This is a genomic window from Streptomyces sp. NRRL B-1140, from assembly GCF_001280065.1.
In the GTDB taxonomy this organism is placed as follows: Bacteria; Actinomycetota; Actinomycetes; order Streptomycetales; family Streptomycetaceae; genus Streptomyces.
In genome coordinates this window covers 56,694-79,978 of sequence record NZ_LGEA01000091.1, presented here as the reverse complement: position 1 = coordinate 79,978, position 23,285 = coordinate 56,694, and the positions used below count along the sequence as shown (strand labels likewise).

Genomic DNA, 23,285 nt, shown 5'->3' with positions numbered 1-23,285 from the left:
ATCTCCGCGCGGTTCGTGATCTTTGCCAGGGGTTTCCCCACCGGTTTCCTACCAGCGGAAGGTACGCATGCGCATGGCGTGCCGCAGCCGGGCCGTCTTGGCGCGGCGCGGCTGGACGCGGTCGCGCAGCGCCCGGGCCTCGGCCAGGTCGCGCAGGAACCGGGCGCGACGCCGGCGCCGCTCGGCCTCGGACTCGTCGGCCCCGTCCGTCCGGTCGGGCGTCGGGCCCGTCCCCGGCCAGGTGCGCGGCAGCGGATCGTCTCGGAATTTCCGGTCGGGCATCAGGTTCACCACCCCTATCCGTCCTTTCCGCTTTCCCCCGGACGGGCGGTTTGACTCCGGCGACCGGGTGGCGGCCGGACGGCGGGCTTGCCGTGCGGCCCGGGGCACCCCGCCCGGTTAATGTTGTGGACATGCGTCTCCACGTCGTCGACCACCCTCTGGTCGCCCACAAGCTCACCACGCTGCGCGACCAGCGCACCGACTCCGCGACCTTCCGCCGTCTCGCCGACGAGCTGGTCACCCTGCTCGCCTACGAGGCCACGCGTGACGTGCGCACCGAACAGGTCGACATCCAGACGCCGGTCGCGCGGACCACGGGCGTCAAGCTGTCGCACCCGCGGCCGCTGGTGGTGCCGATCCTGCGGGCCGGGCTCGGCATGCTGGACGGCATGGTCCGGCTGCTGCCGACCGCCGAGGTGGGCTTCCTCGGCATGATCCGCAACGAGGAGACGCTGGAGGCCTCCACGTACGCGACGCGGATGCCGGAGGACCTGTCGGGGCGTCAGGTCTACGTGCTCGACCCGATGCTCGCCACCGGCGGCACGCTGGTCGCGGCGATCCGGGAGCTGATCCGGCGTGGCGCGGACGACGTGACCGCCGTGGTGCTGCTGGCCGCGCCGGAGGGCGTCGAGATCATGGAGCGCGAGCTGGCGGGCACGCCGGTGACGGTCGTGACCGCCTCGGTCGACGAGCACCTGAACGAGCACGGCTACATCGTCCCGGGCCTCGGAGACGCGGGGGACCGGATGTACGGGGCCGCCGAGTAGGCCGGACGGGGCCTGTCAGCACCCCTTCTTCGTCGTGGGCGCCGGCTCGGGCGTGGCCAGCTTCGCCAATGCCCGGTCGGCGTCCGGCTTTTTCGCCAGCGCCTTGAAGCCGTCCCCGATGACGAGGTCGACGGCCGCGCCCTTGCGGGCCGCCTCGGTACGCCGTTCGGCGCCCGGGAGCTGGGTGCCGAGCACGGGCAGCGCGGTGTCGAGCGCGGCGGCGGGGCCGAGCAGGAGTCCGGTGCCCTTGACCTTCTTGTCGTACTGCTTCGTCGCGTTGCCCACGTCGCCGATCTTGAAGCCGCGCTTCTTGAGCTCGTCGGCGGTCTTCTTCGCCAGGCCGCCGCGGGTGGTGGCGTTGAGCACGTTGACGGTGATCGTGCGCGGCTCGGGCAGGGCCGCCTTTGCGCTGGGCGAGGGGCTCGCCTTGGTCTTGATGCCGCACCGCCCGTCGCCGGCTGCCGAAGCCTTTCTGCCGCCGCCGGTGAAGACGTCGATGAGCTGCAGGGTGCCCCACCCGCCCACACCGAGGACGACGACGGACGCGACGGTCAGGACGACGAGCCTGCCGCGCCGCCGGGGCCGGCGCATCTTGGGGTACTTGTTGCCCGTGATGCGGTACTTGCCGCCCATGCCGGGGGGAGTCAGCATGCTCATGAGCGCAGCGTAGTGCGCCGGGGCGGCGATGCCTACTAGATGATCATTCGACGTCGCCCGGCGGAACCCGAAAGGGCCAACCCGCGACCGCCGGGGATCAGTCGAACGTCAGTCGAGCTCGAGCACGCGCGCGTGCAGTACCTGGCGCTGCTGGAGCGCGGCCCGCACCGCGCGGTGCAGTCCGTCCTCCAGGTACAGGTCGCCCTGCCACTTCACGACGTGCGCGAAGAGGTCGCCGTAGAACGTCGAGTCCTCGGCGAGCAGCGTTTCCAGATCGAGCTGACCCTTGGTCGTCACGAGCTGATCGAGGCGGACCGGGCGCGGCGCGACGTCCGCCCACTGCCGGGTGCTTTCCCGGCCGTGGTCGGGGTACGGCCGGCCGTTTCCGATGCGCTTGAAGATCACACGGAAAGCCTACCGGTCAAGACCTTCCGGGCGCAGCCATGGCGAGCGAGTGCGACGCTGAAAAAATCAATACAAGGCGGTACGAACCCGGAACAGGTGCGTGAACATGCCGGATCGCGAGACCATGCCGTCGGCGCCCGCTCCGGAAGTGTCCGAGCGTGCCGCCGCCCTCCCCCAGGACGCCCTGCGGATCGCCTCCGGCTACGCGTTCACCGGCCCGGCCCTGCATCTGGGCGCCCTGTTGTGGGAGGGGCAGTGCCTGCCGGACGCGCAGATCCGGGTGCCGCTGGCGATGCTCAACCGCCACGGCCTGGTCGCGGGCGCCACCGGCACCGGCAAGACCAAGACGCTCCAGTTGATCGCCGAGCAGTTGTCCGCCCAGGGCGTGCCGGTCTTCCTGGCCGACGTCAAGGGCGACCTCTCCGGGATCGCCGCACCGGGCCGGCCGGACGCCCGGGTCGAGGGCCGGGCCGCCGATGTCCACCAGCGCTGGGCGGCGACCGGCTTCCCGGCCCAGTACCTCGCCCTCGGCGGCAACGGGCACGGCGTCCCGGTCCGGGCCACGGTCACGGGCTTCGGGCCGGTGCTGCTGGCCAAGGTGCTGCGGCTGAACCGGACACAGGAGCAGTCACTCGCGCTGATCTTCCACTACGCCGACAGCAAGGGCCTGGAGCTGATCGACCTGAAGGACCTCCGGGCGGTCGTGACCTTCCTGACCTCCGACGAGGGCCGGCCGGAGCTCAGGTCCGTCGGCGGGCTCTCGGCGGCCACGGCCGGGGTGATCCTGCGGTCCCTGACCGCCTTCGAAGCGCAGGGCGCGTCCGGCTTCTTCGGGGAGCCGGAGTTCGACACGGCCGAGCTGCTGCGTACGGGTGAGGACGGGCGCGGCGTCGTCTCGGTCCTGGAGCTGAGCGCCCTGCAGGACCGGCCCCAGCTGTTCTCGACGTTCCTGATGTGGCTGCTCGCCGACCTCTTCCACGATCTGCCCGAGCTCGGCGACGTCGACAAGCCGCGGCTGGTGTTCTTCCTGGACGAGGCGCACCTGCTCTTCGACGACGCCTCCGAGGCGTTCCTGGAGTCGATCACGCAGACGGTGCGCCTGATTCGCTCGAAAGGGGTCGGGGTCTTCTTCGTGACGCAGTCCCCGAAGGACGTACCGGCGGACGTCCTCGCCCAGCTCGGCAACCGTGTCCAGCACGCGCTGCGGGCTTTCACCCCCGATGACCAGAAGGCTCTGAGCGCCACGGTGCGGACCTTCCCGAAGTCGCCCTACGACCTCGAAGAGGTGCTGACGAACCTGGGGACGGGGGAGGCGGTGGTGACGGTGCTGAGCGAGCGGGGCGCCCCGACCCCGGTCGCCGCGACCCGGCTCCGGGCACCCGAGTCACTCATGGGGCCGCTGGGGCAGGAGGCCCTGGAGCGGGCCGTCGCAGGGTCGCCGTCGTACGAGCGGTACGCGCGGGCCGTGGACCGGGAGTCGGCGTACGAGCGGCTCGGGCGCGGGCGGGGTGCGAAGGGGCCCGACGAGATGCGGGACACGGCACCCGAACGCCCCGGGCGGGCGCAGGAGCAGCCGTCCATGGCGGAGCGGGTGGTCGAGAGCGGCGTCTTCACATCCCTGGCCCGGTCGGTGGGGACGCAGATCGGGCGGGAGATCACCCGATCACTGTTCGGCACGGCGCGTCGCTCGGGACGGCGGAGGCGGTAGAAGGCGCAGGTGTCGGCAACGGCGGAGGCGTTGTGGCGCCTCCGCCGTTCCGGTGGGTCAGCCGCGGTCTTCTCTGCTCCCCTTCGGGGGCTGCGGCGGCTTGCGGGTGTCCGGCCGGGAGGGGGGCTTGGGTGTGCTGCGGGCGGCCTCCGCGCGCAGGAGGGCGCGCAGGACCGCGTAGGGGTCTTGGAGCATGGCTGGTTCCTCGCCGTTCGTCGTCGTTCTTCCTGGTCCCGTGCGGGACGGACGGGCCGGGGCGCGGCCGGTCCGGTCAGCAGCGCAGGACCTCGGAACGCGGAGGGCGAGGGTCGTGCGGCGGGCCCGGCGGTACGGGCAGGGACGGCTGTGCGGCGTACGCGGCTCCGGGGCCGGGGAGCGGGGCCGGGCCCGGGGGGACGGCGACGCGGCGGGCGCCACGGGCCGGTGGGCGCGGGGCTGTGTCGAGGAGGTCGCACTCGACGGTGGTGTTCTCCCCGGAGACGGGGGCCGTCCATCCCGGGTGGGCCTCCGCGTGGGCACCCGGCACGAGGAGGGCGAGCAACAGGACGAGCACCCGCAGCCAGGCGTGCCGGCGCGGGCCGCGGGGGACCGGCTGCGGTGCGGGGGTCACGGGAGGTCATTCCCCGCAGGGGCCACGCCGTTCATCCCGCCGGCGGAGAGATCCGCTCGCTCGGCCCATGCGGGGGAGCCGCTCGGTGGCTCGGTCATGGTCCATGCTGCGACCGGCCCGCGAACGACCGCCACCCGGAACGGACCAGGTGGCTGACGCTCCGGCTTCCCGCTGTCGCGGGGGCGGGCCGTGCCGGCTTCCCGCTGTCACCGGGGGCGGGCCGGATGGGCGGTGCCTATCGGCCGGAGGCCTTCGCCGCCTTCGCCGCCGCTTTCATCTCCTGCTTGTGGGCCCGCACCTTGACCAGCGACTCGGGCCCCGTGATGTCGGCGACCGAGCGGAACGAGTCCGGCTCGCCGTAGGAGCCCGCCGCCTCGCGCCAGCCCGTGGGGCGTACCCCGAGCTGCTTGCCCAGCAGGGCGAGGAAGATCTGGGCCTTCTGCTTGCCGAAGCCGGGCAGCTCCGCGAGGCGCTTCAGCAGTTCCCCGCCCGTGCCCACGTCCTTCCAGACGGCCTCGGCGTCACCGTCGTAGTGCTCGACGAGGTACTGGCACAGCTGCTGGATCCGCTTGGCCATGGAACCCGGGTAGCGGTGTACCGCCGGTTTCTCGGAGAGCAGCGCGGCGAAGGCCTCCGGCTCGTGCGCGGCGATCTCGTGCGCGTCCAGGTCGTCCGTGCCGAGCCGCCGGGCGATCGTCGCCGGGCCCTTGAACGCCCACTCCATGGGGACCTGCTGGTCCAGCAGCATGCCGACCAGCGCGGCGAGCGGGCTGCGGCCGAGCAGCGCGTCGGCCTCGGGATCCTGGGCGAGGTGAAGAGTGACGTCCATGCCCCGATCATCCCCCGGGCCGGGCCCGACCGCTGCTCAGGTCGCCCGCCAGTAGCCCAGCGCGTGCACCCGCTGCTTGGGCAGCCCCAGTTCCTTGCGGACGTACGCCGCCAGGGTCCGGGTCGTCGTCGTGTCGCAGGCGATCCAGACGTAGGGGTCGGCCGTGTCCTGGAGCAGACCGGGCAGGTCCGACTTCACCCGGTCGACCAGGTGGGCTCCGGAGTCCCGGCGGGGCACCTTCCGGAGCTCGTGCCGGTCCGGGTCGGCACGGAACGGCAGGTCGTCGTCGCCGCCCTCGAACCAGACGGTGGCCGGGGCCGAACCCAGGGCGTCCAGGAGGGAGTTGATGGCGGGGAGGGAGGCCGGGTCGCCGACGGCGAAGACGTGCGAGGGCGCCGGGCTCGGGTGCTCGAAGCCGGTGCCCTGGACGGTCGCCTCGATGGTGTCGCCCGGTTTCGCCGCCCGGGCCCAGTCGCTCGCGCACCCCTCGTGCAGGGCGAACTCCAGGCCGAAGGTGCCGGCCTCGGCATCCGGGTCGACCAGGGTGTAGGCCCGCTGGTGCGGCTTGCCCGCGTTGTCGAACCACAGCCGTACCCACATGGTGGGATGCGCTCCGGTCGCGGCCAGCAGACCGCCGTCGGTGAAGCGCAGCCGCCGGTAGTCCGGGGTGACGTCCTCGACGTCCGTCACCGTGAACTCGAAGTCCTTCGCGCGCAGCAGTTTGAGGACCGCGCCCTCCCAACCCCGCCCCTGCCCCATCGTGTTCCAGCCCCTCGCGTACGATTTCGGCCACAGCTTGACTTAGGCAAGGCTAACCTAAAGGGCACAGGGGGTACAGCGTGACCGTCGAGATCTACCGTGACGCCTGGGGCATTCCGCACCTGCGCGCGGACGACGCGGTCGGCCTCGCCCGGGCCCAGGGGCTCGTCACCGCCCGCGACCGGGCCTGGCAGCTGGAGGTCGACCGCCACCGGGCGCAGGGCACTTCGGCGTCCTTCCTCGGTACGGAAGCCCTGGCCTGGGACCTTTTCGCGCGACGGGTCCGACTCGACGACACCGCAAGACGCTGTTTCGCGGACCTGGAGAGACGGGACCCCGGGACGGCGCGGTGGGTGCGGGCGTACGTCGACGGGGTCAACGAGGGGCTGGCCGACGCCATCGCCCCCGAGTTCGCCCGTACCGGTCTCACCCCCGGCCGCTGGGAGCCCTGGACCCCTCTCGGTGTCTGGCTCGCCGTCCACATCCTGTTCGCCGGGTTCCCGTCCAAACTCTGGCGCGAGCAGGTCGCCGCCCACCTGGACGGGGACGCCATCGGCCTCTTCGCCACCGACGGCCCCGGCACCTCCGGCAGCAACGGCTGGCTGGTCAGCGGTGAGCGGACCGTCACCGGACAGGCCCTCATCGCGGGCGACCCCCACCGCTGGATCGAGGACCCGGGCGTCTACCAGCAGATCCACCTGTCCTGCCCGGAGTTCGACGTCGTGGGCCTGGCCGTCCCCGGCGTCCCTGGCATCGCCCATTTCGGGCACACCGGCACCGTCGCCTGGGCCATCACCAACGCCATGGCCGACTACCAGGACCTCTACCGGGAGCGGCTGCGGCGCACCGGTGCCGGTGTGGAGGCCCTCGGCCCGGACGGTGTCTGGCGGCGGGCGGCCCGGCACACCGAGACGGTCGGGGTGGCGGGCGCGGAGCCGGTCGAGGTCGAGGTGATCGAGACCGACCGTGGCCCGGTGATCATCGGCGGCCCCGAGGGGATCGACGGCGACCCGGAGGGCGCGGGTGCGGCGGCCGGGCCGCCGGGCTCGGTGCGTCCCAGCGGCCCGGCCGGCCCCATGGGCATCCCCGTGGCGATCAGCCTGCGCTACCCGCCCCGCGTCACCGGCGACCTCGGCTTCGGTGCCCTGCTGCCGCTGCTGCGAGCCCGCCGGGCCGCCGACGTGGACCGGGCCTTCGACCGCTGGGCCGAGCCGGTCAACGTCGTCCAGGCCGCCGACACCGAGGGCGGTGTCCTGCACCGCGTGGCCGGGCGGGTGCCGCTGCGCGCCGAGGCCAACCGGCTGCGGCTGGTGCCCGCCTGGGAGCCCGGCCACGAGTGGCGGGGCTGGCACGTGTCACCGCGCGCCGGGCTCACCGACGGCGTCGCCGTCATGGCCAACCAGCGCGGCCCGGCCGAACCCCTCGGCGTGGAGTTCGCCCCGCCGCACCGCGCCGACCGCATCGCCGCCCTGCTCGCGGGCAAGGAGCGCTGGTCCGCCGCCGACATGCCCGCCCTGCACACCGACACCCACCTGGGCTCCGCGGCCCCCCTCCTGGACCACCTCGCCACCCTCGACGGCCTCACCCCCGAGGCCGCCGCCCTGCGGGACCGCCTCCTCGGCTGGGACCGCCGTATGGACGCCGGCAGCGCCGACGCGGCCCTCTACGCGGCCGTGCGCGGAGCGGTCGTCCGGCGGCTCGCGGCGCACCCGGCGTTCACCGGGCTCACCACGCCCCCGGCCTACCCGGAGGTGTTCCGGCCCTGGCTGGCGCTCGTCCCCCGGGTCGGCTTCGCCCTCGAACACCTGCTGCGGGCCGGGGAGCTGTACGGAGTCGACCGTCCGGCGGCCGTGCGCGCGGCGATCGAGGACGTGGCGCTGCGTCCGCCGGCCGGGGTCTGGGGCGACACCCACCGCCTCGCCCCCTGGCGGGCCCTGGAGCCGGAGCGGCCCCACGACGAACCGGGGCTGTCCGGCGACCACGACTGTGTGCTGTGCACGTCGGGCGTGCCGGGCCTCACCGACCGCGCCGCCCGGGGCCCGGCCGCCCGGTACGTCTGGGACCTGGCCCGGCGCGAGAACAGCCGCTGGGTGGTTCCGCTCGGCGCCTCGGGCCTCCCCGGCTCACCCCACCACCGCGACCAGCTCCCCCTGTGGCTCACGGGAGACCTCGTCCCGGTCGTCACCGACTGGTCCCTGCTGAAGAAGGAAACCGATGTCTGACCCGTACGCCTCCCGCACCGCCGTCCACGAGGAGGTGACCGACGGCTTCGGCACCGTCCGCCTCCTGCCGGTGGACCCCGGTGCCGACGCCGCCGTGATCCACCGCTGGGTGAGCGAGGACCGGGCCGCCTTCTGGGGCATGACCGAGCTGACCGAACAGCAGGTCGCCGACGTCTACGCCCACATGGCCACGCTCGACACCCACCACGCCCACCTCGTCGTCCGGGACGGCGAGCCGGTCGCGCTGCTGCAGACCTACGAGCCGGAGGCCGACCGGGTGAGCGAGTGCTACGAGGTCCGCCCCGGCGACATCGGCGTCCACCTGCTCCTGGCCCCCGCGGGCCCGGGCGGCGGTCAACGCGGCTGGACGGCCCGGCTGGTGGCCGCCGTCGCGGCCTACGTCCTGCCCGGTCTGGGCCGCCGGCGGATCGTGGTCGACCCGGACGTGCGCAACGAGAAGGCGATCACCCGTTTCCGCGCGCTCGGTTTCGCTCCCGGCCCGGTGGTGGTCCTGCCGGAGATCGACCTCCCGGACGTGTACCTGCCGGAGAAGAAGGCCCAGCTCGCCTTCCTGGACCGGGAGATACTGTTCCCCGGGTGACCCCTGAGGACCTCATCGCCCACTACGGCCTGGAGCCGATCCCGAGCGAAGGCGGCCTGTTCCGCCAGACCTGGGCCGGACCCGGACGACCCGACGGCAGGCCGGAGGGCACGGCGATCGTCGCGCTGCTGACGGCGGACGACTTCTCCGCCCTCCACCGCCTGCCCACGGACGAGATCTGGCACTTCTACCGGGGCGATCCCCTTCAGCTCCTGCTGCTCGCCCCGGACGGCACCACGAGGACGGTGGTGCTCGGGCCGGACGTCCTGCACGGCCAGCACGTCCAGTTCACGGTCCCGGCGGGCACGTGGATGGGCGGCAGGGTACGCCGGAACGGGCAGTGGACCCTGTTCGGCTGCACGATGGCACCCGGCTTCACGTTCGACGGCTACGAGCACGGGGACGCCGCGGAACTGACGGCCCGCTATCCCGCGGTGGCCGACGAGATCGCGGGACTGTCCAGGTCCGCCTCCTAGTGCCGCGGCACTGGGTCGCATCGGACGACGGACCCCTCCATCCGGTGAGCACTACACCGATCCCGTCCGTACTCCCCTCGTAGCCGTACAGCCCGACCCCGGAGACCCACGTGGACCAACGGCGGAACGAGGATCGCAATGTCGGACATCCCCGGCGATTCCAAGCCCTGGTGCTGCTCGGCACCGTGCTGGTCCTGCTCCTCGCCGGAGCAGCCCCCGCCTCCGCCCACGCCGCCCTGCGCGGCACCGACCCCGACGACGGATCCCTCGTCCGTCAGGCACCCCGTCACGTCACCCTGACCTTCACCGAGTCCGTGGGCCTGCTCGACGACTCCTTCCGGGTCTTCGGCCCCGACCAGCGCCGGGTCCACACCGGCGAGGCCACGCATGCGGAGGGCCGCTCCGACACGGCCCGGGTCGGCCTGCCCGGCAAGCTCGCCCAGGGCACGTACACGGTGGCCTGGCGGGTGGTCTCCGCCGACAGCCACCCCGTCTCCGGCGCCTTCTCGTTCTCCGTGGGGAAGCGTTCGGCGACGACGGTCCAGATCGACACGGGCTCGACCGAGGACCCGCTCACCGGCGGCCTCAACGACGCCGCCCGCTACCTCGCCTACCTCGCGGCCGCGCTGCTCGTCGGTCTCGCGGCGTTCGCCCTGCTCTGCCGGCCGGCGGACACCTCCGCCGTGCGCCGGCCGCTGGTGGCGTCCTGGTGGACGCTGCTGGGCTCGACGCTCGTGCTGCTCCTGATGCGCGCCCCCTATGAGGCGGGCACCGGCCCGGCCACCGCCTTCGACGTCTCCGCCCTCGGCCGTACCCTGACCGGCCGCCCGGGGCTGGCCCTGGTCGCCCGGCTGGTCCTGCTCCTGCTGATCGCGGTCTTCCTGCTGTGGCTGTCCAGGCGCCGTGACCCCGAGGGGAGGCCCGTCGCCCTGGCGACCGGCACCGCCCTGGCCGCGGCCCTGGCCCTGACCTGGGCGGCGGCCGAGCACGCCTCCGCCGGGATCCAGGTGCCCCTGGCGATGACGTCGTCGGTGCTGCACCTGCTGGCGACCGGCGTCTGGCTGGGCGGTCTCGTGGCACTGCTGCTGACCCTTCGCCGCCGCTCGTCCGGCGACGACGCGGTGGACGACATGGCGGAGGTCGTACCCCGCTTCTCGCGGATCGCCTTCGCCTCGGTGACCGTCCTGGCCGTCACGGGCGTCTACCAGTCCTGGCGCGGCCTCGGCTCCCTCTCCGCGCTGACCGGCACGTCGTACGGCCGTCTGCTGCTCGCCAAACTGGCCGGGGTGGCCGTGCTGTTGCTGGCGGCCCGGTACGCGCGGCGCTGGACCGCGCGGATCGCGGCCCCGACGGCCGTCACCAAGGTCCCCGTCCAGGAGCGGGTGCCGCAGCCGGTCGGAGCACCGGCGGAGCACGACGGCCCCGACGAGCCCGGGACGCCGGACGGGGCGCCACAGGAACTTCCGGAGTCCGGGGGTGCCCCGGACATCCGGCGCCGCCTGCGCCGCTCCGTCCTCGTGGAAGTCGCCGTCGCCGCGGTGGTGCTGATGATCACGACCGTGCTCACGGGCACCCTGCCGGCCCGGGCCCAGGCCGAGGCGGCCCGGCAGGCCCCGGCGGGCGCGCTGCCGCCCACCACCCTGATCACGGTGCCCTACGACACGGGCACCGAGTCCGTGAGCGGACGCGGCACGGTGCAGGTCACCCTGGACCCGGCCCGCGTCGGTGAGAACGGCATCCAGGCCGTGGCCGCCGGCTCCGACAAGGGCCTGGTCGTCGTCCCCGAGATCCGCATCACCTTCACCCTGCCCTCCCGGAAGGTCGGCCCGATCGACGCCGAACTCACCGACCAGGGCGGCTACTGGAGCACCAACTCCGTCAACCTGCCGCTCGCCGGGAACTGGACGATGAAGACGACCGTGCGGGTGTCGGACGTGGACCAGGTGTCGGTGGAGCGTCGGGTGCGGATCGCGCCCTAGGCAGCCGCACCGCCGCCGGGTCCCGTTCGAGGAGCCGTGCCATGGTCTCGGCGTCGCGGACGGCGGCGTCGCCGCAGCAGTTGTTGAAGAGGACGTGGACCTGCTCGGTCCGTTCGGCCAGCCGCCGCACGCGGGGCAGCCACTCGGCGAGCTCGTCCTCGTCGTAGCGGTACCGGAACCGGTCCTCCTTGCTGCCGGTCCCCCAGGCGGTGCTGCGGCCGTGGAAGCGGACGACGGAGAGCCGGGGCGTGGTCACCGGCGTGACGGGCGGGACGGAGGAGGCGAGCGTCTGCGTCATGTCGACGGCGACCGCGGCCATGCCGTGCCCGGCGAGCAGCGCGCCCGTCGCCTCGGCCTGCCCGGGCTCCCACCAGGAGGGATGCCGGAACTCGACGGTGAGGGGCCAGCCGGCGGTCCGCTCCGCGCACTCCCGGAGGAAGGTCTGCGCCCGCTGCCCCGGCCGGAACCAGGGCGGGAACTGGAACAGCACGCTCCCCAGCCGCCCGGCCTCCCGCAACGGCTCGACCCCGGCCGCGAACCGGTCCCACACCGCGTCGAGCACCGCCGGGTCCCGGTGCTCGGCCGGCAACCCGCCGGGCATCACCGCCTGCCGGGTGGGATGCCCCGTGAGCAGCGAGAACGCCTTCACGTCGAAGACGAAACCGTCCGGTGTCCGCTCGGCCCACAACCGGCTGTTCCGCTCGCTCGGCAGCGCGTAGTACGAGGCGTCGACCTCGACGACCTCGAACCGCTCGGCATAGTGCCGTAACCGGCCCTCGGCGTCCCGCCGCCCCGGGGGATACCAGCCGCTGCCGACCAGTGCCCGGTCGGTCCAGGAACACGTGCCCACGCGGATCTGACCCATGGGGGAGCGGTTACCCGGGCCGGGCGGCGGCAGGCTCGGCTTCCGGCGAGACGGCACGGTAAGACCCGGCGTAATCGGGGTAGGCAGGTTCATATCTGTGCAAATCCGGGGTTACGGCTGATTCCCCCGAGAGTGAGATGACCGATCATGGAGCAGCCCGTCACCGCCGGCCGGGCCACCCGGTCGTACGGAGCAGAACCGGAAGCCCTCGAAGCTCTCGTCGGCCCCTCCCTCACGGCCCGTGTCACCCTCGACGAACACGGCATCGTGACCGGCTGGAACGCGGGCGCCGAGCGACTCCTCGGCTACCCCGCCCGGCAGGTGACCGGCCGCCGGGCCGCGGATCTGCTGGCCGAGCCGATCCCGGTGCGCGGCGGCCTGCCCACGCTCGCCGAGCTGCCCCGCTGGAACGGCGACGTCGCGCTCCGGCACCGGGACGGCCGGAAGCTGACCGTCGGGATCATCGCCCACCACAGGCCGCCCGGCGCCGACGGCCCCGCCTGGCTCGTCGTCTCCGCCCTGACCGACCGGCAGCCACCGGCCGGTCTCGACGAGTCCCTCGTGAGCTGGAGCTTCGCCCAGTCCCCGTGCTGCGCCCTGGCGATCTACGACACCCGCCTGAGGCTGCGCCGGGCCAACGCCGACATGGAACGCGCCACCGCGCTCACCGAGGAGGAGATGCGGGGCCTGCGCGTGTCCGAGATCTCCGACAGTGATGCCGGCCGGCGGGCGGAACACGACATGGCCCGGGTGCTGCGGACCGGCGAGCCGGAGTACGAGGAGAACTATCTGCGCGCCCCCGGCGAAAGCCATGAGCACGCCTGGTCGGTCTTCCTGTCCGCACTGCGCGACCACGAGGGCACCATCCGGGGCGTCTGCCTGTCGGCGCACGACATGACGGAGCAGTTCTGGGCCCGCAAGCGCCTCCAGCTGATCGCCGAGGCCGGCCGCCGCATCGGCAGCACGCTCGACGTGACCCGCACGGCCCAGGAGCTGACGGACGTGACCGTCCCGGCCCTGGCCGACTTCGTGAGCGTCGATCTGCTGGCCGCGCTGGACGACGTGGCCGAGCCGCCCGAGCGGGCCGCTCCGGTCGAGGGGCCGCTGCTGCTGCGCCGGGCCGCCCTGCGGTCGGTGACGCCGGGAGCCCCGGAGTCGGCCGTACCGGCCGGCGCCGTGGACGCCTACCCGGCGGGCTCGATGCCCTTCGAGAGCGTGCGCACCGGCCGGCCCGCCCTGCACGAGACGACCGACCCGGCGTTCAGCGCCTGGCTCGCCCGGGATCCGGCACGTGCGGCCCGGGTCCGCGCGTTCGGCATCCACTCCGCGATGACCGTGCCCCTGGCCGCCCGGGGCACCACCCTGGGCGTCGCCTTCTTCGTCCGGTACCGCAACCAGGAACCCTTCCGGCACGACGACCTGGTCCTGGCCGGCGAACTGGTGGCCCGGGCCGCGGTCAGCATCGACAACGCCCGCCGCTATACCCGCGAACGGGCCACGGCCGTCACGCTCCAGCGCAGCCTGCTGCCGCAGCGGCTGCCCCGGCAGGCCGCCGTCGAGGTCGCCTCCCGCTACCTCCCGGCCGGCGGGCACGCCGGTGTCGGCGGGGACTGGTTCGACGTCATCCCGCTCTCGGGGGCGCGGGTCGCGCTGGTCGTCGGGGACGTGGTCGGCCACGGGCTGGTCGCGTCGGCGACCATGGGGCGGCTGCGTACGGCGGTCCGCACGCTGGCCGACATCGACCTGCCCTGCGACGAGCTGCTGACCCACCTCGACGACCTGGTCGCCCGCCTGAACACGGAGGAGGACCCTGAGGAGGACACGGAGGACAGCGGCGCCGGGGGCGGCGCGACGGGCCCGGCCCGCCCCACCGGCGACGTGGGGGCCACCTGCCTGTACGCCGTCTACGACCCCGTGACCCGGCACTGCTGCTTCGCCGGGGCAGGGCATCCCGTGCCCGCCGTGGTGAGCCCCGAGGGCGGCGTCGAACTCGTCGGGCTCCCGACTGCGCCCCCGCTCGGCGTGAGCGGCCTGCCGTACGAGTCCACCGAGGTCGTCGTCCCCGAGGGCAGCCTGCTCGCCCTCTACACCAACGGCCTAGTGGAGACCCCCGACCGCGATCTCGACACCGGCGTCGACCGGCTGCGGGAGGCCCTGGGCCGCCCGGCCCCCTCGCTGGACGCCCTCTGCGACACGGTCCTCGCCGACCTGCTGCCACCGCGACCGGCCGACGACGTGGCCCTGCTCATCGCCCGTACCCGCGCCCTCGACGCGAGGCAGGTCGCCACCTGGGCGGTGCCGGCCGACCCGTCCGCGGTCGCGCAGACCCGCAAGGACGTGGTGGCGCAGATGGAACGATGGGGGCTCTCCGACGCCGTGTTCGTCACGGAGCTGGTCGTCAGCGAACTCGTCACCAATGCCATCCGGCACGCCGAGCCACCGGTCCAGCTGCGCCTGATCCACGACACGAACCTGATCTGCGAGGTGTCCGACGGCGGCACCACCGCGCCCCACCTGCGACGCGCCCGCACCTACGACGAGGGCGGCCGTGGCCTGCTCCTCGTCGCCCAGCTGACCGAGCGCTGGGGCACCCGCCAGAGTTCCACGGGCAAGACCATCTGGGCGGAACAGAGCCTGACCCCCGCGTGAGGAGCCACCGTCCATGACCCCGCCCGCGTCCCGCCCCGCAGCCCGCGCCCGTGCAGCAGGCCGCCCTGCCGGCCGGGCTGCACGGTAAGGACCACCGAGGACGTCATGCAGACCTTCCTGCCCTACCCCGGCTTCCGCGCCACGGCCCTGGCCCTGGACCGCCGCAGGCTCGGCAAGCAGCGGGTCGAGGCGCTGCAGGTCCTGCGGGGCCTGGTCGTCCCCGGCTACGGGTGGCGCCGCCACCCGGCCGTGCGGATGTGGCGTGGATACGAGGAGGCGCTGGTGCGCTACGGGTTGGAGATCTGCCGCGTCTGGCGCGAGCAGGGTCACCAGGACACCTGCGCGGCGACGCTCGTGGCCGACCTCGCGGCGAGGCGGCCCCACGCACCGATCCGTGACCAGCACGAGCTGGCCGCCGAGGGTGAACTCCCGCCCTGGCTCGGCGACGGCCCCTTCCACGAGAGCCACCGCTCCGCCCTGGTCCGCAAGGACCCCGCCGCCTACACGGCCCTCTTCCCGGACGTCCCCGACGACCTGCCGTACGTCTGGCCGACGTCGGACCGCGGGATCTGAGGGCCGCGGAGCGGGATCAGGGGACGGCGGCGCTAGGCGGCCCTGCGGCGCGCCGGACGCCTGGCCGCGGCAGGGGGCTCCGGCAGCTCGTCCAACGGGAAGCTTTCGTCCTCCCCGAAGTCGGGGGCCTGGAAGGGGTTGGTCGCCGGAGGCGGCGACGCCGCGCCGGAAAGGCTCGGCTGCCCCTCCACGGCGGAGAACAGCGAAGTCGGTTCGATGAGAGGTCTCTTTTCCGTTACTGGCCCAGGTCAGGGCCAGGTGTGCCCCGGCCGGGCACGGAGGTCCTACAACTTGGTCATCTTGGCGTACGGGCTCGGGATCCGCATGTGCGCCGAACCGAAGTCCACGAGCGCGGCGATGCCGTCCTCGATGCCGATGACCCGGCCGAGGCCGTACATGTCGTGCGTGACCTGGTCACCCACGGCGAAGTGTTTGGGAGCGGGGGCGACCGGAGCCTTGAAGGGGCTGGTCGGCAAATGACGCTTGGGAGCAGCAGGCTTTGTCATCGGCCTCAGTATGCGCCCCGTCGTGCCGCTCGCGCTGCGGCTGTACCCGTCCGGTGCCCAACCGAGATGTGAGCGCGAGGCTCCGTCGTCCTCCGCCGCGTCCTCCACTGGCCCAAAAAATCGAACACATGCTTGAATTCAGTCATGCGAACGTTTCCCGACGACCTCGTCCGGGCGCAACGGGAGTGGAGTGCCACCTACCGGCAGCTCGCCCGTCGGCCCGGCCGCACCGAGCTGCGTCGGCGTCTGTACCGGCTGTCGGTCCAGACGTACTTCCACCCCTACTGGCAGCGGCGACGGCCGAGCCCGGCGGCGTGGTGTGAGCTGCGGGAGCTGGGCAGGACCGTGGGGGACGTGCGTGGGCGGCTCCCCCGGTGACGCTCCGGCCTGCGGGACCGTACGTCCCGGACGATCCTGAAGGCATGGCCGGACCGATTCGCGTGATCGTGCACCCACCCTCGCCCTCGGGCGGCCGTCGCGTGCGCGTGGACGGTGAGATCCTCGGCCTCGCCCACAACGTGACCGACGTCGCGGAGTTCCTGCGCCGCGCGGGCCTGGAGATCGACCCCGCCGACGTGGCGGAGGTGCCGTGGATCGACTGGCGCGGGGTGGGGCCGGAGCGCTGGGGCCCGGAGACGGGTGGCTGACGCGCGAGTCCGGGCAACAAGCCAAGATGGTTGTATCCACTCTTTTCTGCCATATCGGAGGGCCCCATGAAGGACCTCAAGTTCGAGCAGAAGCGCTCCCTGTCACGCCAGGAGGCCGCCGACCAGCTCACGGCACTCGCGGACGCACTGCGGGAAGGCGGGGACGCCGAGCTGGAACTCGGCCCCGGCACGCTAGGCCTGCGGATCCCCGACGATCTCCACAGCGAGATGGAGGTGGAGATCGGTGAGGGGGAGATCGAGCTGGAGATCGAGCTGAAGTGGGCGACGGCGCAGGAGCGGGCGACGCGATCGGACGCGAGAACAGCGCCCGATGAGGCGTCCCGCGCAGACGCGTCCCGCACGGACGCACCCACGCAGAAGCCCAAGCGGAAGACGGCGTCCGCGGGCACGGGCCGAAGCGGCACAGGCCGAACCGACTCGGGCAGCGGCAAGACGAGGAGCACGGGCACGGGCACCGGTAAGTCCAGGAGCCCGAAGCGCGCCGCAGCGAAGTCCGCCTGACCGGGGGGACTCGGCCGCCGGCTCGTACCCGGGCGCCGCTCCTCGCACCTCGTACCCTGTCCCGGTGCCGTCCTCCCGCCTGCACCGCGTCGCCGTCCTCGTGCTCCCGGGCGCGAAGCCGCTCGACGTCGGCATCCCCGCGCAGGTGTTCACCACCCGCGCGAGCATGCCGTACGAGGTGCGTGTGTGCGGGGCGGCGCCCGGCCCGGTGACCGGCGGCGACGGCCTGTCGTACTCCGTCGCCCACGGCCTGGACGCGCTCGCGTGGGCCGACATCGTCTTCCTCCCCGGCTACCGGTTCCCGGACCGCGACGACCCGCCGCGGGCCGTCGTCGAGGCGCTGATCGCCGCCCACGCCCGGGGCGCGCGGCTCGCCGCCATCTCCACGGGCGCCTTCGCGCTCGCCGCGACCGGCCTGCTCGACGGCAGACGCGCCACGACGCACTGGCACTACACACGGGCGCTCGCGGCGAAGCATCCGCTCGTCCGGGTCGACGAGAACGTGCTGTTCGTCGACGAGGGCAGCGTGCTGACCTCGGCGGGCGCCGCCTCGGGCATCGACCTGTGCCTGCACATCCTGCGCGGCGACCTCGGCGTCGCCGCGTCGAACCACGCGGCCAGGCGCCTGGTCGCCGCCCCCTATCGCAGCGGCGGCCAGGCGCAGTACGTGCCGCGCAGCGTCCCCGAACCGCTGGGCGAGCGGTTCGCCGCCACCCGCGAGTGGGCGCTGCACCGGCTCGGTGAGCCCCTCACCCTCGACGGGCTCGCGCGGCACGCGGGGGTCTCGGCGCGCACGTTGTCGCGGCGCTTCGTCGAGGACACGGGGTACACGCCGATGCAGTGGGTCATGCGCGCCCGCATCGACGTGGCCCGTGAGCTGCTGGAACGTTCGGAACGCGGCGTCGAGCAGATCGCCGCCGACGTCGGCCTGGGCACCGGTGCGAATCTGCGGCTGCACTTCCAGCGCATTCTCGGCACCACGCCGACCGAGTACCGGCAGACTTTCGCCCGCGGCGAGTAGCCCGGCACAGGGGCGCGTCCCCCTGGGGGATTCGCTGGCGGGATCCTTTCGAACCCTGTCGATCCCGCCGCTGTCCCGCGCGGGCGCCGGGCGCGACGCTGGTGGCGAACCGGAGAGACCGAAGGGACCCACCACTCATGACGCGCATCGCGATCAACGGATTCGGCCGCATCGGACGCAATGTGCTGCGCGCCCTGCTCGAACGCGACAGCGACCTCGACGTCGTCGCCGTCAACGACCTCACGGAGCCCGCCACCCTCGCCCGGCTGCTCGCCTACGACTCGACGGCGGGCCGGCTCGGCCGCCCGGTGACCGTGGACGGGGACACCCTCGTCGTCGACGGACGCCGCATCAGGGTCACGGCCGAGCGCGATCCCGCGCAGCTTCCGTGGGCCGAACTCGGCGTCGACCTCGTCCTGGAGGCCACCGGCCGCTTCACCTCGGCCAAGGCCGCCCGCGCCCACCTCGACGCCGGCGCGAAGAAGGTGCTCGTCAGCGCCCCGTCGGACGGCGCCGACGTCACCCTCGCGTTCGGGGTCAACACCGACGCCTACGACCCGGCCGTGCACACGATCGTCTCGAACGCCTCCTGCACGACCAACGCGCTCGCCCCGCTGGCCAAGGTGCTCGACGACGTGGCGGGCATCGAGCACGGCTTCATGACGACGGTGCACGCCTACACGCAGGAGCAGAACCTTCAGGACGGCCCGCACCGCGACGCCCGCCGCGCCCGCGCCGCCGGCGTCAACATCGTGCCGACCACGACCGGCGCCGCCAAGGCGATCGGCCTGGTGCTGCCGAACCTCGACGGCAAGCTGTCGGGCGACTCGATCCGCGTGCCGGTGCCGGTGGGCTCGATCGTCGAACTCAACACGACCGTCGCCCGCGACGTGACGCGCGAGGACGTGCTGGCGGCGTACCGCACCGCGGCGGAGGGCCCGCTCGCCGGAGTCCTCGAGTACTCGGAGGACCCGCTCGTGTCGTCCGACATCACCGGCAACCCGGCCTCGTCGATCTTCGACTCGGCCCTCACCCGCGTCGACGGCCGCCACGTCAAGGTGGTCGCCTGGTACGACAACGAGTGGGGCTTCTCGAACCGCGTGATCGACACGCTGGAACTCCTCGCCGGCAACTGAGGCGGCGACGGCGGCAGGCGGTGGCCTGCCGCCGGCCCGGCTCGTTCAGCCTGTCTGTACCTCGTCCGCCGCGGCGGCGAGGTCGGCGGTGTCCTCGGAGGGCGGTGCCTCGACGGTCACCGGCTGGTTGACGTCGAGGAAGGTGAAGGTCACGTCGAGGGGATCGCCGTCGACGAACTCCAGCGGCTTGCCGTCGGTGCCGCCCCGAGTCGCCCGCGTGTCGCCCCGCATGCGGAACTGCTTGGTGTGGCCGTCGTCGCCGACCCACAGATCCACGGTGAGCGTGCCGTCGATGTGAAGCGTCATGAACTGATCGAGGTTGCCGATCTGGCGCTCCCGACCGGCCTTGTCCGGGGCGGCGTCACGGGCGGCCATGATGTCCGGACCGGTGACTGTCCCTCTGAAGTGAGTGGTCCGGGTGCCGTTGACCGTCTCGGACCCGATCCTGCGTACCTTCTTGGCGGCGGTCAGCATCGTCGACTGCGCGGCCGGGTTGCCTTCGAGCTGAGTCGGCAGCACCCGATAGGACTGGTTGTCCGTCGCGCCGCGCCCCCAGACGGCCGGGTCGGCGCTGAACCAGCTCTTGCCCCCCAGCTCCCCGGAGTCGATCGCGCTCCCGCCGACGTACATCGCCTTGTCCACGAACCGGATCTCCATCCGGCCCTTCACGCCCTGGCCGGCCGTGTCCATCGACATCTTCATGATCGCCGGTTCCGTGCCCATGGACGCCTCGGCCTCCACCTTGCCTCTCTCCGGCACGGTCCCGGTGACCCGGTAGTGGAGCGACCTGATGCCCTCGGCGTTCTCCGCGGCCTTCGCCACGGCCGCCGCGGGCGTCTCCCCGCCCGAGCCCCCTCCACAACCAACCGTTCCCCCAGCGAGCAGCACAGCCGCGAACGCCACGCCGGCCATTCTGCGCGGTAGCGGTACGGAACCAAGCGACGGAACCCTCATAATTCCCCCCCGGAATCACAGCGACTGACCCATGCCAGACCCGTGAGGTTATCCCGGCACGGATCTTGTGGGCTGGGGGAGCGGGAGCGGCACGTGTGCGCGCCCGATACATGGCCGGACAACGTCGAAGGGCCCCACCGCGAACGGTGGGGCCCTTCGACATCGTGCCCGGTGAGGCACTGGCGGAGGATACGAGATTCGAACTCGTGAGGGGTTGCCCCCAACACGCTTTCCAAGCGTGCGCCCTAGGCCTCTAGGCGAATCCTCCGCTGGGAACATTACATGACCGAGAGGAGTGCTCGCGAACTCGTTCCCTGCCCCAGACATCAGGTAGCCTTGGCGCAGCCCCTCACGCGGCGCTATCTGACTGAACTCCCCCAGGGCCGGAAGGCAGCAAGGGTAGGTCGGCTCTGGCGGGTGCGTGGGGGGCGTCTGCGTTCCCGGACCGAACCTTCCGGACGGAACCTCCCGGACGGACTTGCCCGCTTGGATCTCCCGGCCGGGTCCCGGCCCGGGCCCGATGTCAGCGGGCGCCTATAACCTCGTATGCGTGTCGTCTCTCGCTCTGTACCGCCGCTACCGCCCCGAGACCTTCGCCGAGGTCATCGGGCAGGAGCATGTCACCGACCCGCTGCAGCAGGCGCTGCGGAACAACCGGGTCAATCACGCGTACCTGTTCAGCGGGCCGCGCGGCTGTGGCAAGACGACCAGCGCGCGGATCCTGGCCCGGTGTCTGAACTGCGAGCAGGGGCCCACGCCCACGCCGTGCGGTGAGTGCCAGTCCTGTCAGGACCTCGCCCGCAACGGCCCCGGCTCCATCGACGTCATCGAGATCGACGCCGCTTCCCACGGTGGCGTGGACGATGCCCGTGACCTGCGTGAGAAGGCCTTCTTCGGTCCGGCCCGCAGCCGGTACAAGATTTACATCATCGACGAGGCCCACATGGTCACGTCGGCCGGCTTCAACGCCCTGCTGAAGGTCGTCGAGGAGCCGCCGGAGCATCTCAAGTTCATCTTCGCGACCACCGAGCCCGAGAAGGTCATCGGGACGATCCGGTCCCGGACCCACCACTACCCCTTCCGGCTCGTCCCCCCGGGCACCCTGCGGGAGTACCTCGGCCAGGTCTGCCAGAAGGAGACCATCCCCGTCGAGGACGGCGTGCTGCCGCTCGTCGTGCGGGCCGGCGGCGGGTCCGTGCGTGACTCCATGTCGGTCATGGACCAGCTCCTCGCCGGCGCCGCGGCGGACGGTGTGACGTATGCCATGGCCACCGCCCTGCTCGGATACACCGAGGGCTCCCTGCTCGACTCCGTCGTCGAGGCGTTCGCCACCGGAGACGGAGCCGCGGCCTTCGAGGTCGTCGACCGCGTGATCGAGGGCGGGAACGACCCCCGCCGCTTCGTCGCCGACCTCCTGGAGCGGCTGCGTGACCTGGTGATTCTCGCCGCCGTCCCGGACGCGGCGGAGAAGGGGCTGATCGACGCCCCCGCCGATGTGATCGAGCGCATGCAGGCCCAGGCCGGCACCTTCGGTCCCGCCGAGCTGAGCCGTGCGGCCGACCTGGTCAACGAGGGCCTGACCGAGATGCGCGGCGCCAACTCGCCCCGCCTCCAGCTCGAACTGATCTGTGCCCGTGTCCTGCTCCCCGCCGCCTACGGCGACGAGCGCTCCGTCATGGCCCGCCTCGACCGGATCGAGCGCGGTGTGAACTACTCCGCGGGCCCCGCCGGCCTGCCCGCCATGGGATACACACCCGGGCCGGAGGGCCACGGGGGAGCGGCGCCCGCTGCGGCTCACGCGGGCGGCGCGGCTCCGGCCCAGACGGGCGAGGGCGCTCCGGTGCCCCCGGGCGGTGGCCCGGCCGCGGCCCGAGCGGCGGTCCGTGCGTCCGGAGCGCCGGGCAACGGCGGTGGCGGTGGCGGTTTCGGCGGGAGCGGCCATACGGCGGCTGCGGCCGGCTCGACCCATGCGACCGGCTCCGGCCCTGCGACCGGCTCCGGCTCATCGGCGGCGGGCCAGGGAACGCCGCCGTCGGCACCGGGCACGCCCCCGGCCCAGGCGTCCGCTCCCGGCCCCCAGGGCGGACCCTCCGCCCACGGCGGGCCTGACACCGCCCGCACCCCCGCCGAATCCCCGGCCGCCTCCGCTCCCGCGGGACCCGCCCAGCCGGCCCCGGCCCCGGCCCCGTCCGCCCCCGGCGCCTGGCCCACCGCCGCCTCCGCCGGAAGCGGCGCCCGTCGCCCCGGCGGCTGGCCCACGGCGGCCCAGGGCGCCCCCGCCTCGAACACCCCACTGGCAAGCGCCCCACCGGCGTACGCCCCGCCGACGAGCGCCCCCGCTTCCAGCAGCCCACCAGCGGCCCAGCCCCCGGTTCCGGCACCGGCCCCCGCCTCCGGTCCCGCTCCCACGGGCGGCGGCGGCCTCGACCCCCGCATGCTCTGGCCGAACATCCTGGAGGCGGTCAAGAACCGCCGGCGTTTCACCTGGATCCTGCTCAGTCAGAACGCCCAGGTGGCAGGCTTCGACGGCACCACCCTGCAGCTCGGCTTCGTCAACGCGGGCGCGCGGGACAACTTCCTGAGCAGCGGCAGCGAGGACGTTCTGCGGCAGGCGCTGGGCGAGCAGTTCAACGTCCAGTGGAAGATCGAGGCGATCGTCGACCCGTCGGGCGGCTCCGCGCCCCCAGCACCGGGCGGCCCCTCCGGGTTCGGCGGCGGTGGGGGCTACAACACCTCCGGCGGTCCGGGCACCGGCGGCGGCCACACCTCCGGCGCCGGTGGCTACACCTCCGGCGGCGGACACAGCGCGGGCGGCGGTACGGCCACGGCTCAGCGCCCCGCCGCGACCCCGTCGGCTCCCCCGGCCGCTCCCGCCCAGCAGTCGAGCAGCCCCGCTCCCGCCGCGACCTCCGCGCCGGCCGCCTCCGTCCCCCAGCCGTCCGCCCCCCAGCCGCGTCACGTCTCCGTCGAGGAGGACATCCCCGAGGACGACGATCCCGACCTCGACGAGTCGGCCCTCTCCGGCCAGGAGCTGATCGTCCGGGAACTGGGGGCGACGGTCGTCGAGGAGTTCACGAACGAATAGCCCTTGGAGGAACCTCCAGCTCAAGATCCCCC

Annotated in this window: 24 protein-coding genes, 1 tRNA gene and 1 other RNA gene; 15 read left to right on the top strand and 11 right to left on the bottom strand. The window is 73.3% G+C overall.

The genetic code is table 11. From position 1 onward, the window contains the following. Window positions 1–48: 48 nt before the first annotated feature. Window positions 49–282 carry a hypothetical protein gene (locus ADK65_RS12265; RefSeq protein ID WP_053670487.1) on the bottom strand — a complete coding sequence of 78 codons (234 nt, stop codon included), beginning with the start codon at window positions 280–282 and terminating at the stop codon, window positions 49–51. 131 nt (window positions 283–413) lie between these two features. Between ADK65_RS12265 and upp the strand changes: the two genes are divergently transcribed. Further along, window positions 414–1,049 carry a uracil phosphoribosyltransferase gene (gene upp / locus ADK65_RS12260; RefSeq protein ID WP_053670486.1) on the top strand — a complete coding sequence of 212 codons (636 nt, stop codon included), beginning with the start codon at window positions 414–416 and terminating at the stop codon, window positions 1,047–1,049. A 15-nt stretch (window positions 1,050–1,064) separates the two neighbouring features. Here upp and ADK65_RS12255 read toward each other — a convergent pair whose 3' ends face one another. Further along, on the bottom strand, window positions 1,065–1,682 hold the full coding sequence (locus tag ADK65_RS12255; RefSeq protein ID WP_053670010.1) for a LytR C-terminal domain-containing protein: 618 nt from the start codon (window positions 1,680–1,682) through the stop codon (window positions 1,065–1,067). 132 nt (window positions 1,683–1,814) lie between these two features. Beyond that, window positions 1,815–2,111 carry a type II toxin-antitoxin system VapB family antitoxin gene (locus ADK65_RS12250; protein WP_003999914.1) on the bottom strand — a complete coding sequence of 99 codons (297 nt, stop codon included), beginning with the start codon at window positions 2,109–2,111 and terminating at the stop codon, window positions 1,815–1,817. A gap of 106 nt (window positions 2,112–2,217) precedes the next feature. On the opposite strand from ADK65_RS12250, the gene ADK65_RS12245 reads away from it, so the two are divergent. Then, window positions 2,218–3,819, top strand: coding sequence for a helicase HerA-like domain-containing protein (locus ADK65_RS12245; protein WP_053670485.1), 1,602 nt, complete (start codon window positions 2,218–2,220; stop codon window positions 3,817–3,819). Window positions 3,820–3,876: 57 nt separating this feature from the next. Here the strand turns inward: ADK65_RS12245 and ADK65_RS38525 are convergent, their stop codons facing one another. The 4 genes from ADK65_RS38525 to ADK65_RS12230 all read right to left on the bottom strand — a co-directional run bounded on the left by ADK65_RS38525 (window position 3,877) and on the right by ADK65_RS12230 (window position 6,017). Then, window positions 3,877–4,014 carry a hypothetical protein gene (locus ADK65_RS38525; RefSeq protein ID WP_159038770.1) on the bottom strand — a complete coding sequence of 46 codons (138 nt, stop codon included), beginning with the start codon at window positions 4,012–4,014 and terminating at the stop codon, window positions 3,877–3,879. Between the two features lie 76 nt (window positions 4,015–4,090). After that, window positions 4,091–4,429, bottom strand: a complete 339-nt coding sequence (locus ADK65_RS12240; RefSeq protein WP_107092271.1) for a hypothetical protein — start codon at window positions 4,427–4,429, stop codon at window positions 4,091–4,093. A gap of 235 nt (window positions 4,430–4,664) precedes the next feature. Further along, window positions 4,665–5,258, bottom strand: a complete 594-nt coding sequence (locus ADK65_RS12235) for an HhH-GPD-type base excision DNA repair protein (protein WP_053670009.1) — start codon at window positions 5,256–5,258, stop codon at window positions 4,665–4,667. A 36-nt stretch (window positions 5,259–5,294) separates the two neighbouring features. After that, on the bottom strand, window positions 5,295–6,017 hold the full coding sequence (locus ADK65_RS12230) for a siderophore-interacting protein (protein WP_053670008.1): 723 nt from the start codon (window positions 6,015–6,017) through the stop codon (window positions 5,295–5,297). Window positions 6,018–6,097: 80 nt separating this feature from the next. On the opposite strand from ADK65_RS12230, the gene ADK65_RS12225 reads away from it, so the two are divergent. The 4 genes from ADK65_RS12225 to ADK65_RS12210 all read left to right on the top strand — a co-directional run bounded on the left by ADK65_RS12225 (window position 6,098) and on the right by ADK65_RS12210 (window position 11,295). Continuing rightward, window positions 6,098–8,239 carry a penicillin acylase family protein gene (locus ADK65_RS12225; protein ID WP_053670007.1) on the top strand — a complete coding sequence of 714 codons (2,142 nt, stop codon included), beginning with the start codon at window positions 6,098–6,100 and terminating at the stop codon, window positions 8,237–8,239. Continuing rightward, the gene (locus tag ADK65_RS12220) at window positions 8,232–8,840 is read left to right on the top strand and encodes a GNAT family N-acetyltransferase (protein ID WP_053670006.1); all 609 of its coding nucleotides are present in this window, start codon (window positions 8,232–8,234) and stop codon (window positions 8,838–8,840) included. Before ADK65_RS12225 ends, ADK65_RS12220 begins: the two co-directional genes overlap by 8 nt. Beyond that, entirely contained in the window at window positions 8,837–9,316 is a 480-nt protein-coding gene (locus tag ADK65_RS12215; RefSeq protein WP_053670005.1) for a cupin domain-containing protein, read from the top strand. Before ADK65_RS12220 ends, ADK65_RS12215 begins: the two co-directional genes overlap by 4 nt. A 170-nt stretch (window positions 9,317–9,486) precedes the next feature. Next, window positions 9,487–11,295: a copper resistance protein CopC gene (locus ADK65_RS12210; protein ID WP_053670483.1), complete on the top strand. Its 1,809-nt coding sequence runs from the start codon at window positions 9,487–9,489 to the stop codon at window positions 11,293–11,295. On the opposite strand, the gene ADK65_RS12205 is transcribed toward ADK65_RS12210, so the two are convergent. Then, window positions 11,195–12,160 carry a DUF72 domain-containing protein gene (locus tag ADK65_RS12205; RefSeq protein ID WP_053670004.1) on the bottom strand — a complete coding sequence of 322 codons (966 nt, stop codon included), beginning with the start codon at window positions 12,158–12,160 and terminating at the stop codon, window positions 11,195–11,197. The genes ADK65_RS12210 and ADK65_RS12205 overlap by 101 nt on opposite strands. Before the next feature lie 147 nt (window positions 12,161–12,307). Between ADK65_RS12205 and ADK65_RS12200 the strand changes: the two genes are divergently transcribed. Both ADK65_RS12200 and ADK65_RS12195 read left to right on the top strand, forming a co-directional pair. Continuing rightward, window positions 12,308–14,809, top strand: a complete 2,502-nt coding sequence (locus ADK65_RS12200; protein WP_053670003.1) for a SpoIIE family protein phosphatase — start codon at window positions 12,308–12,310, stop codon at window positions 14,807–14,809. A 105-nt stretch (window positions 14,810–14,914) separates the two neighbouring features. Beyond that, window positions 14,915–15,382 (top strand): MSMEG_6728 family protein, encoded by a 468-nt coding sequence (locus tag ADK65_RS12195; RefSeq protein ID WP_053670002.1) that lies wholly within the window; start codon window positions 14,915–14,917, stop codon window positions 15,380–15,382. Window positions 15,383–15,666: 284 nt separating this feature from the next. On the opposite strand, the gene ADK65_RS12185 is transcribed toward ADK65_RS12195, so the two are convergent. After that, the gene (locus tag ADK65_RS12185; protein WP_053670482.1) at window positions 15,667–15,888 is read right to left on the bottom strand and encodes a hypothetical protein; all 222 of its coding nucleotides are present in this window, start codon (window positions 15,886–15,888) and stop codon (window positions 15,667–15,669) included. A gap of 144 nt (window positions 15,889–16,032) precedes the next feature. On the opposite strand from ADK65_RS12185, the gene ADK65_RS12180 reads away from it, so the two are divergent. From ADK65_RS12180 to gap, 5 genes are all read left to right on the top strand, one after another. Then, window positions 16,033–16,266: a hypothetical protein gene (locus ADK65_RS12180; protein WP_053670000.1), complete on the top strand. Its 234-nt coding sequence runs from the start codon at window positions 16,033–16,035 to the stop codon at window positions 16,264–16,266. 44 nt (window positions 16,267–16,310) lie between these two features. Further along, window positions 16,311–16,535: a hypothetical protein gene (locus ADK65_RS12175; protein WP_199825613.1), complete on the top strand. Its 225-nt coding sequence runs from the start codon at window positions 16,311–16,313 to the stop codon at window positions 16,533–16,535. Window positions 16,536–16,601: 66 nt separating this feature from the next. Beyond that, on the top strand, window positions 16,602–17,057 hold the full coding sequence (locus tag ADK65_RS12170) for an amphi-Trp domain-containing protein (RefSeq protein WP_053669999.1): 456 nt from the start codon (window positions 16,602–16,604) through the stop codon (window positions 17,055–17,057). Between the two features lie 64 nt (window positions 17,058–17,121). Continuing rightward, window positions 17,122–18,078, top strand: coding sequence for a GlxA family transcriptional regulator (locus ADK65_RS12165; RefSeq protein ID WP_053669998.1), 957 nt, complete (start codon window positions 17,122–17,124; stop codon window positions 18,076–18,078). 137 nt (window positions 18,079–18,215) lie between these two features. Beyond that, the gene (gene gap / locus ADK65_RS12160) at window positions 18,216–19,214 is read left to right on the top strand and encodes a type I glyceraldehyde-3-phosphate dehydrogenase (protein ID WP_053669997.1); all 999 of its coding nucleotides are present in this window, start codon (window positions 18,216–18,218) and stop codon (window positions 19,212–19,214) included. A gap of 45 nt (window positions 19,215–19,259) precedes the next feature. On the opposite strand, the gene ADK65_RS12155 is transcribed toward gap, so the two are convergent. Together ADK65_RS12155 and ADK65_RS12150 are read right to left on the bottom strand one after the other, a co-directional pair. Beyond that, window positions 19,260–20,126, bottom strand: coding sequence for a hypothetical protein (locus tag ADK65_RS12155; protein ID WP_420709011.1), 867 nt, complete (start codon window positions 20,124–20,126; stop codon window positions 19,260–19,262). 222 nt (window positions 20,127–20,348) lie between these two features. Then, window positions 20,349–20,436, bottom strand: a tRNA-Ser gene (locus ADK65_RS12150). 72 nt (window positions 20,437–20,508) lie between these two features. On the opposite strand from ADK65_RS12150, the gene ffs reads away from it, so the two are divergent. After that, window positions 20,509–20,605, top strand: an RNA gene (ffs, locus tag ADK65_RS36625) — signal recognition particle sRNA small type. Between the two features lie 113 nt (window positions 20,606–20,718). Further along, window positions 20,719–23,253: a DNA polymerase III subunit gamma and tau gene (locus ADK65_RS12145; RefSeq protein ID WP_053669996.1), complete on the top strand. Its 2,535-nt coding sequence runs from the start codon at window positions 20,719–20,721 to the stop codon at window positions 23,251–23,253. Window positions 23,254–23,285: the final 32 nt, after the last annotated feature.

Coding starts and splice junctions, on each gene's coding strand:
- ADK65_RS12180 (WP_053670000.1), top strand. CDS start 16,033: ATGCGAACGTTTCCCGACGACCTCGTCCGGGCGCAACGGGAGTGGAGT.
- ADK65_RS38525 (WP_159038770.1), bottom strand. CDS start 4,014: ATGCTCCAAGACCCCTACGCGGTCCTGCGCGCCCTCCTGCGCGCGGAG.
- ADK65_RS12245 (WP_053670485.1), top strand. CDS start 2,218: ATGCCGGATCGCGAGACCATGCCGTCGGCGCCCGCTCCGGAAGTGTCC.
- ADK65_RS12175 (WP_199825613.1), top strand. CDS start 16,311: ATGGCCGGACCGATTCGCGTGATCGTGCACCCACCCTCGCCCTCGGGC.
- ADK65_RS12205 (WP_053670004.1), bottom strand. CDS start 12,160: ATGGGTCAGATCCGCGTGGGCACGTGTTCCTGGACCGACCGGGCACTG.
- ADK65_RS12265 (WP_053670487.1), bottom strand. CDS start 282: ATGCCCGACCGGAAATTCCGAGACGATCCGCTGCCGCGCACCTGGCCG.
- ADK65_RS12170 (WP_053669999.1), top strand. CDS start 16,602: ATGAAGGACCTCAAGTTCGAGCAGAAGCGCTCCCTGTCACGCCAGGAG.
- gap (WP_053669997.1), top strand. CDS start 18,216: ATGACGCGCATCGCGATCAACGGATTCGGCCGCATCGGACGCAATGTG.
- ADK65_RS12155 (WP_420709011.1), bottom strand. CDS start 20,126: ATGGCCGGCGTGGCGTTCGCGGCTGTGCTGCTCGCTGGGGGAACGGTT.
- ADK65_RS12235 (WP_053670009.1), bottom strand. CDS start 5,258: ATGGACGTCACTCTTCACCTCGCCCAGGATCCCGAGGCCGACGCGCTG.
- ADK65_RS12195 (WP_053670002.1), top strand. CDS start 14,915: ATGCAGACCTTCCTGCCCTACCCCGGCTTCCGCGCCACGGCCCTGGCC.
- ADK65_RS12220 (WP_053670006.1), top strand. CDS start 8,232: ATGTCTGACCCGTACGCCTCCCGCACCGCCGTCCACGAGGAGGTGACC.
- ADK65_RS12200 (WP_053670003.1), top strand. CDS start 12,308: ATGGAGCAGCCCGTCACCGCCGGCCGGGCCACCCGGTCGTACGGAGCA.
- upp (WP_053670486.1), top strand. CDS start 414: ATGCGTCTCCACGTCGTCGACCACCCTCTGGTCGCCCACAAGCTCACC.
- ADK65_RS12230 (WP_053670008.1), bottom strand. CDS start 6,017: ATGGGGCAGGGGCGGGGTTGGGAGGGCGCGGTCCTCAAACTGCTGCGC.
- ADK65_RS12255 (WP_053670010.1), bottom strand. CDS start 1,682: ATGGGCGGCAAGTACCGCATCACGGGCAACAAGTACCCCAAGATGCGC.
- ADK65_RS12185 (WP_053670482.1), bottom strand. CDS start 15,888: ATGACAAAGCCTGCTGCTCCCAAGCGTCATTTGCCGACCAGCCCCTTC.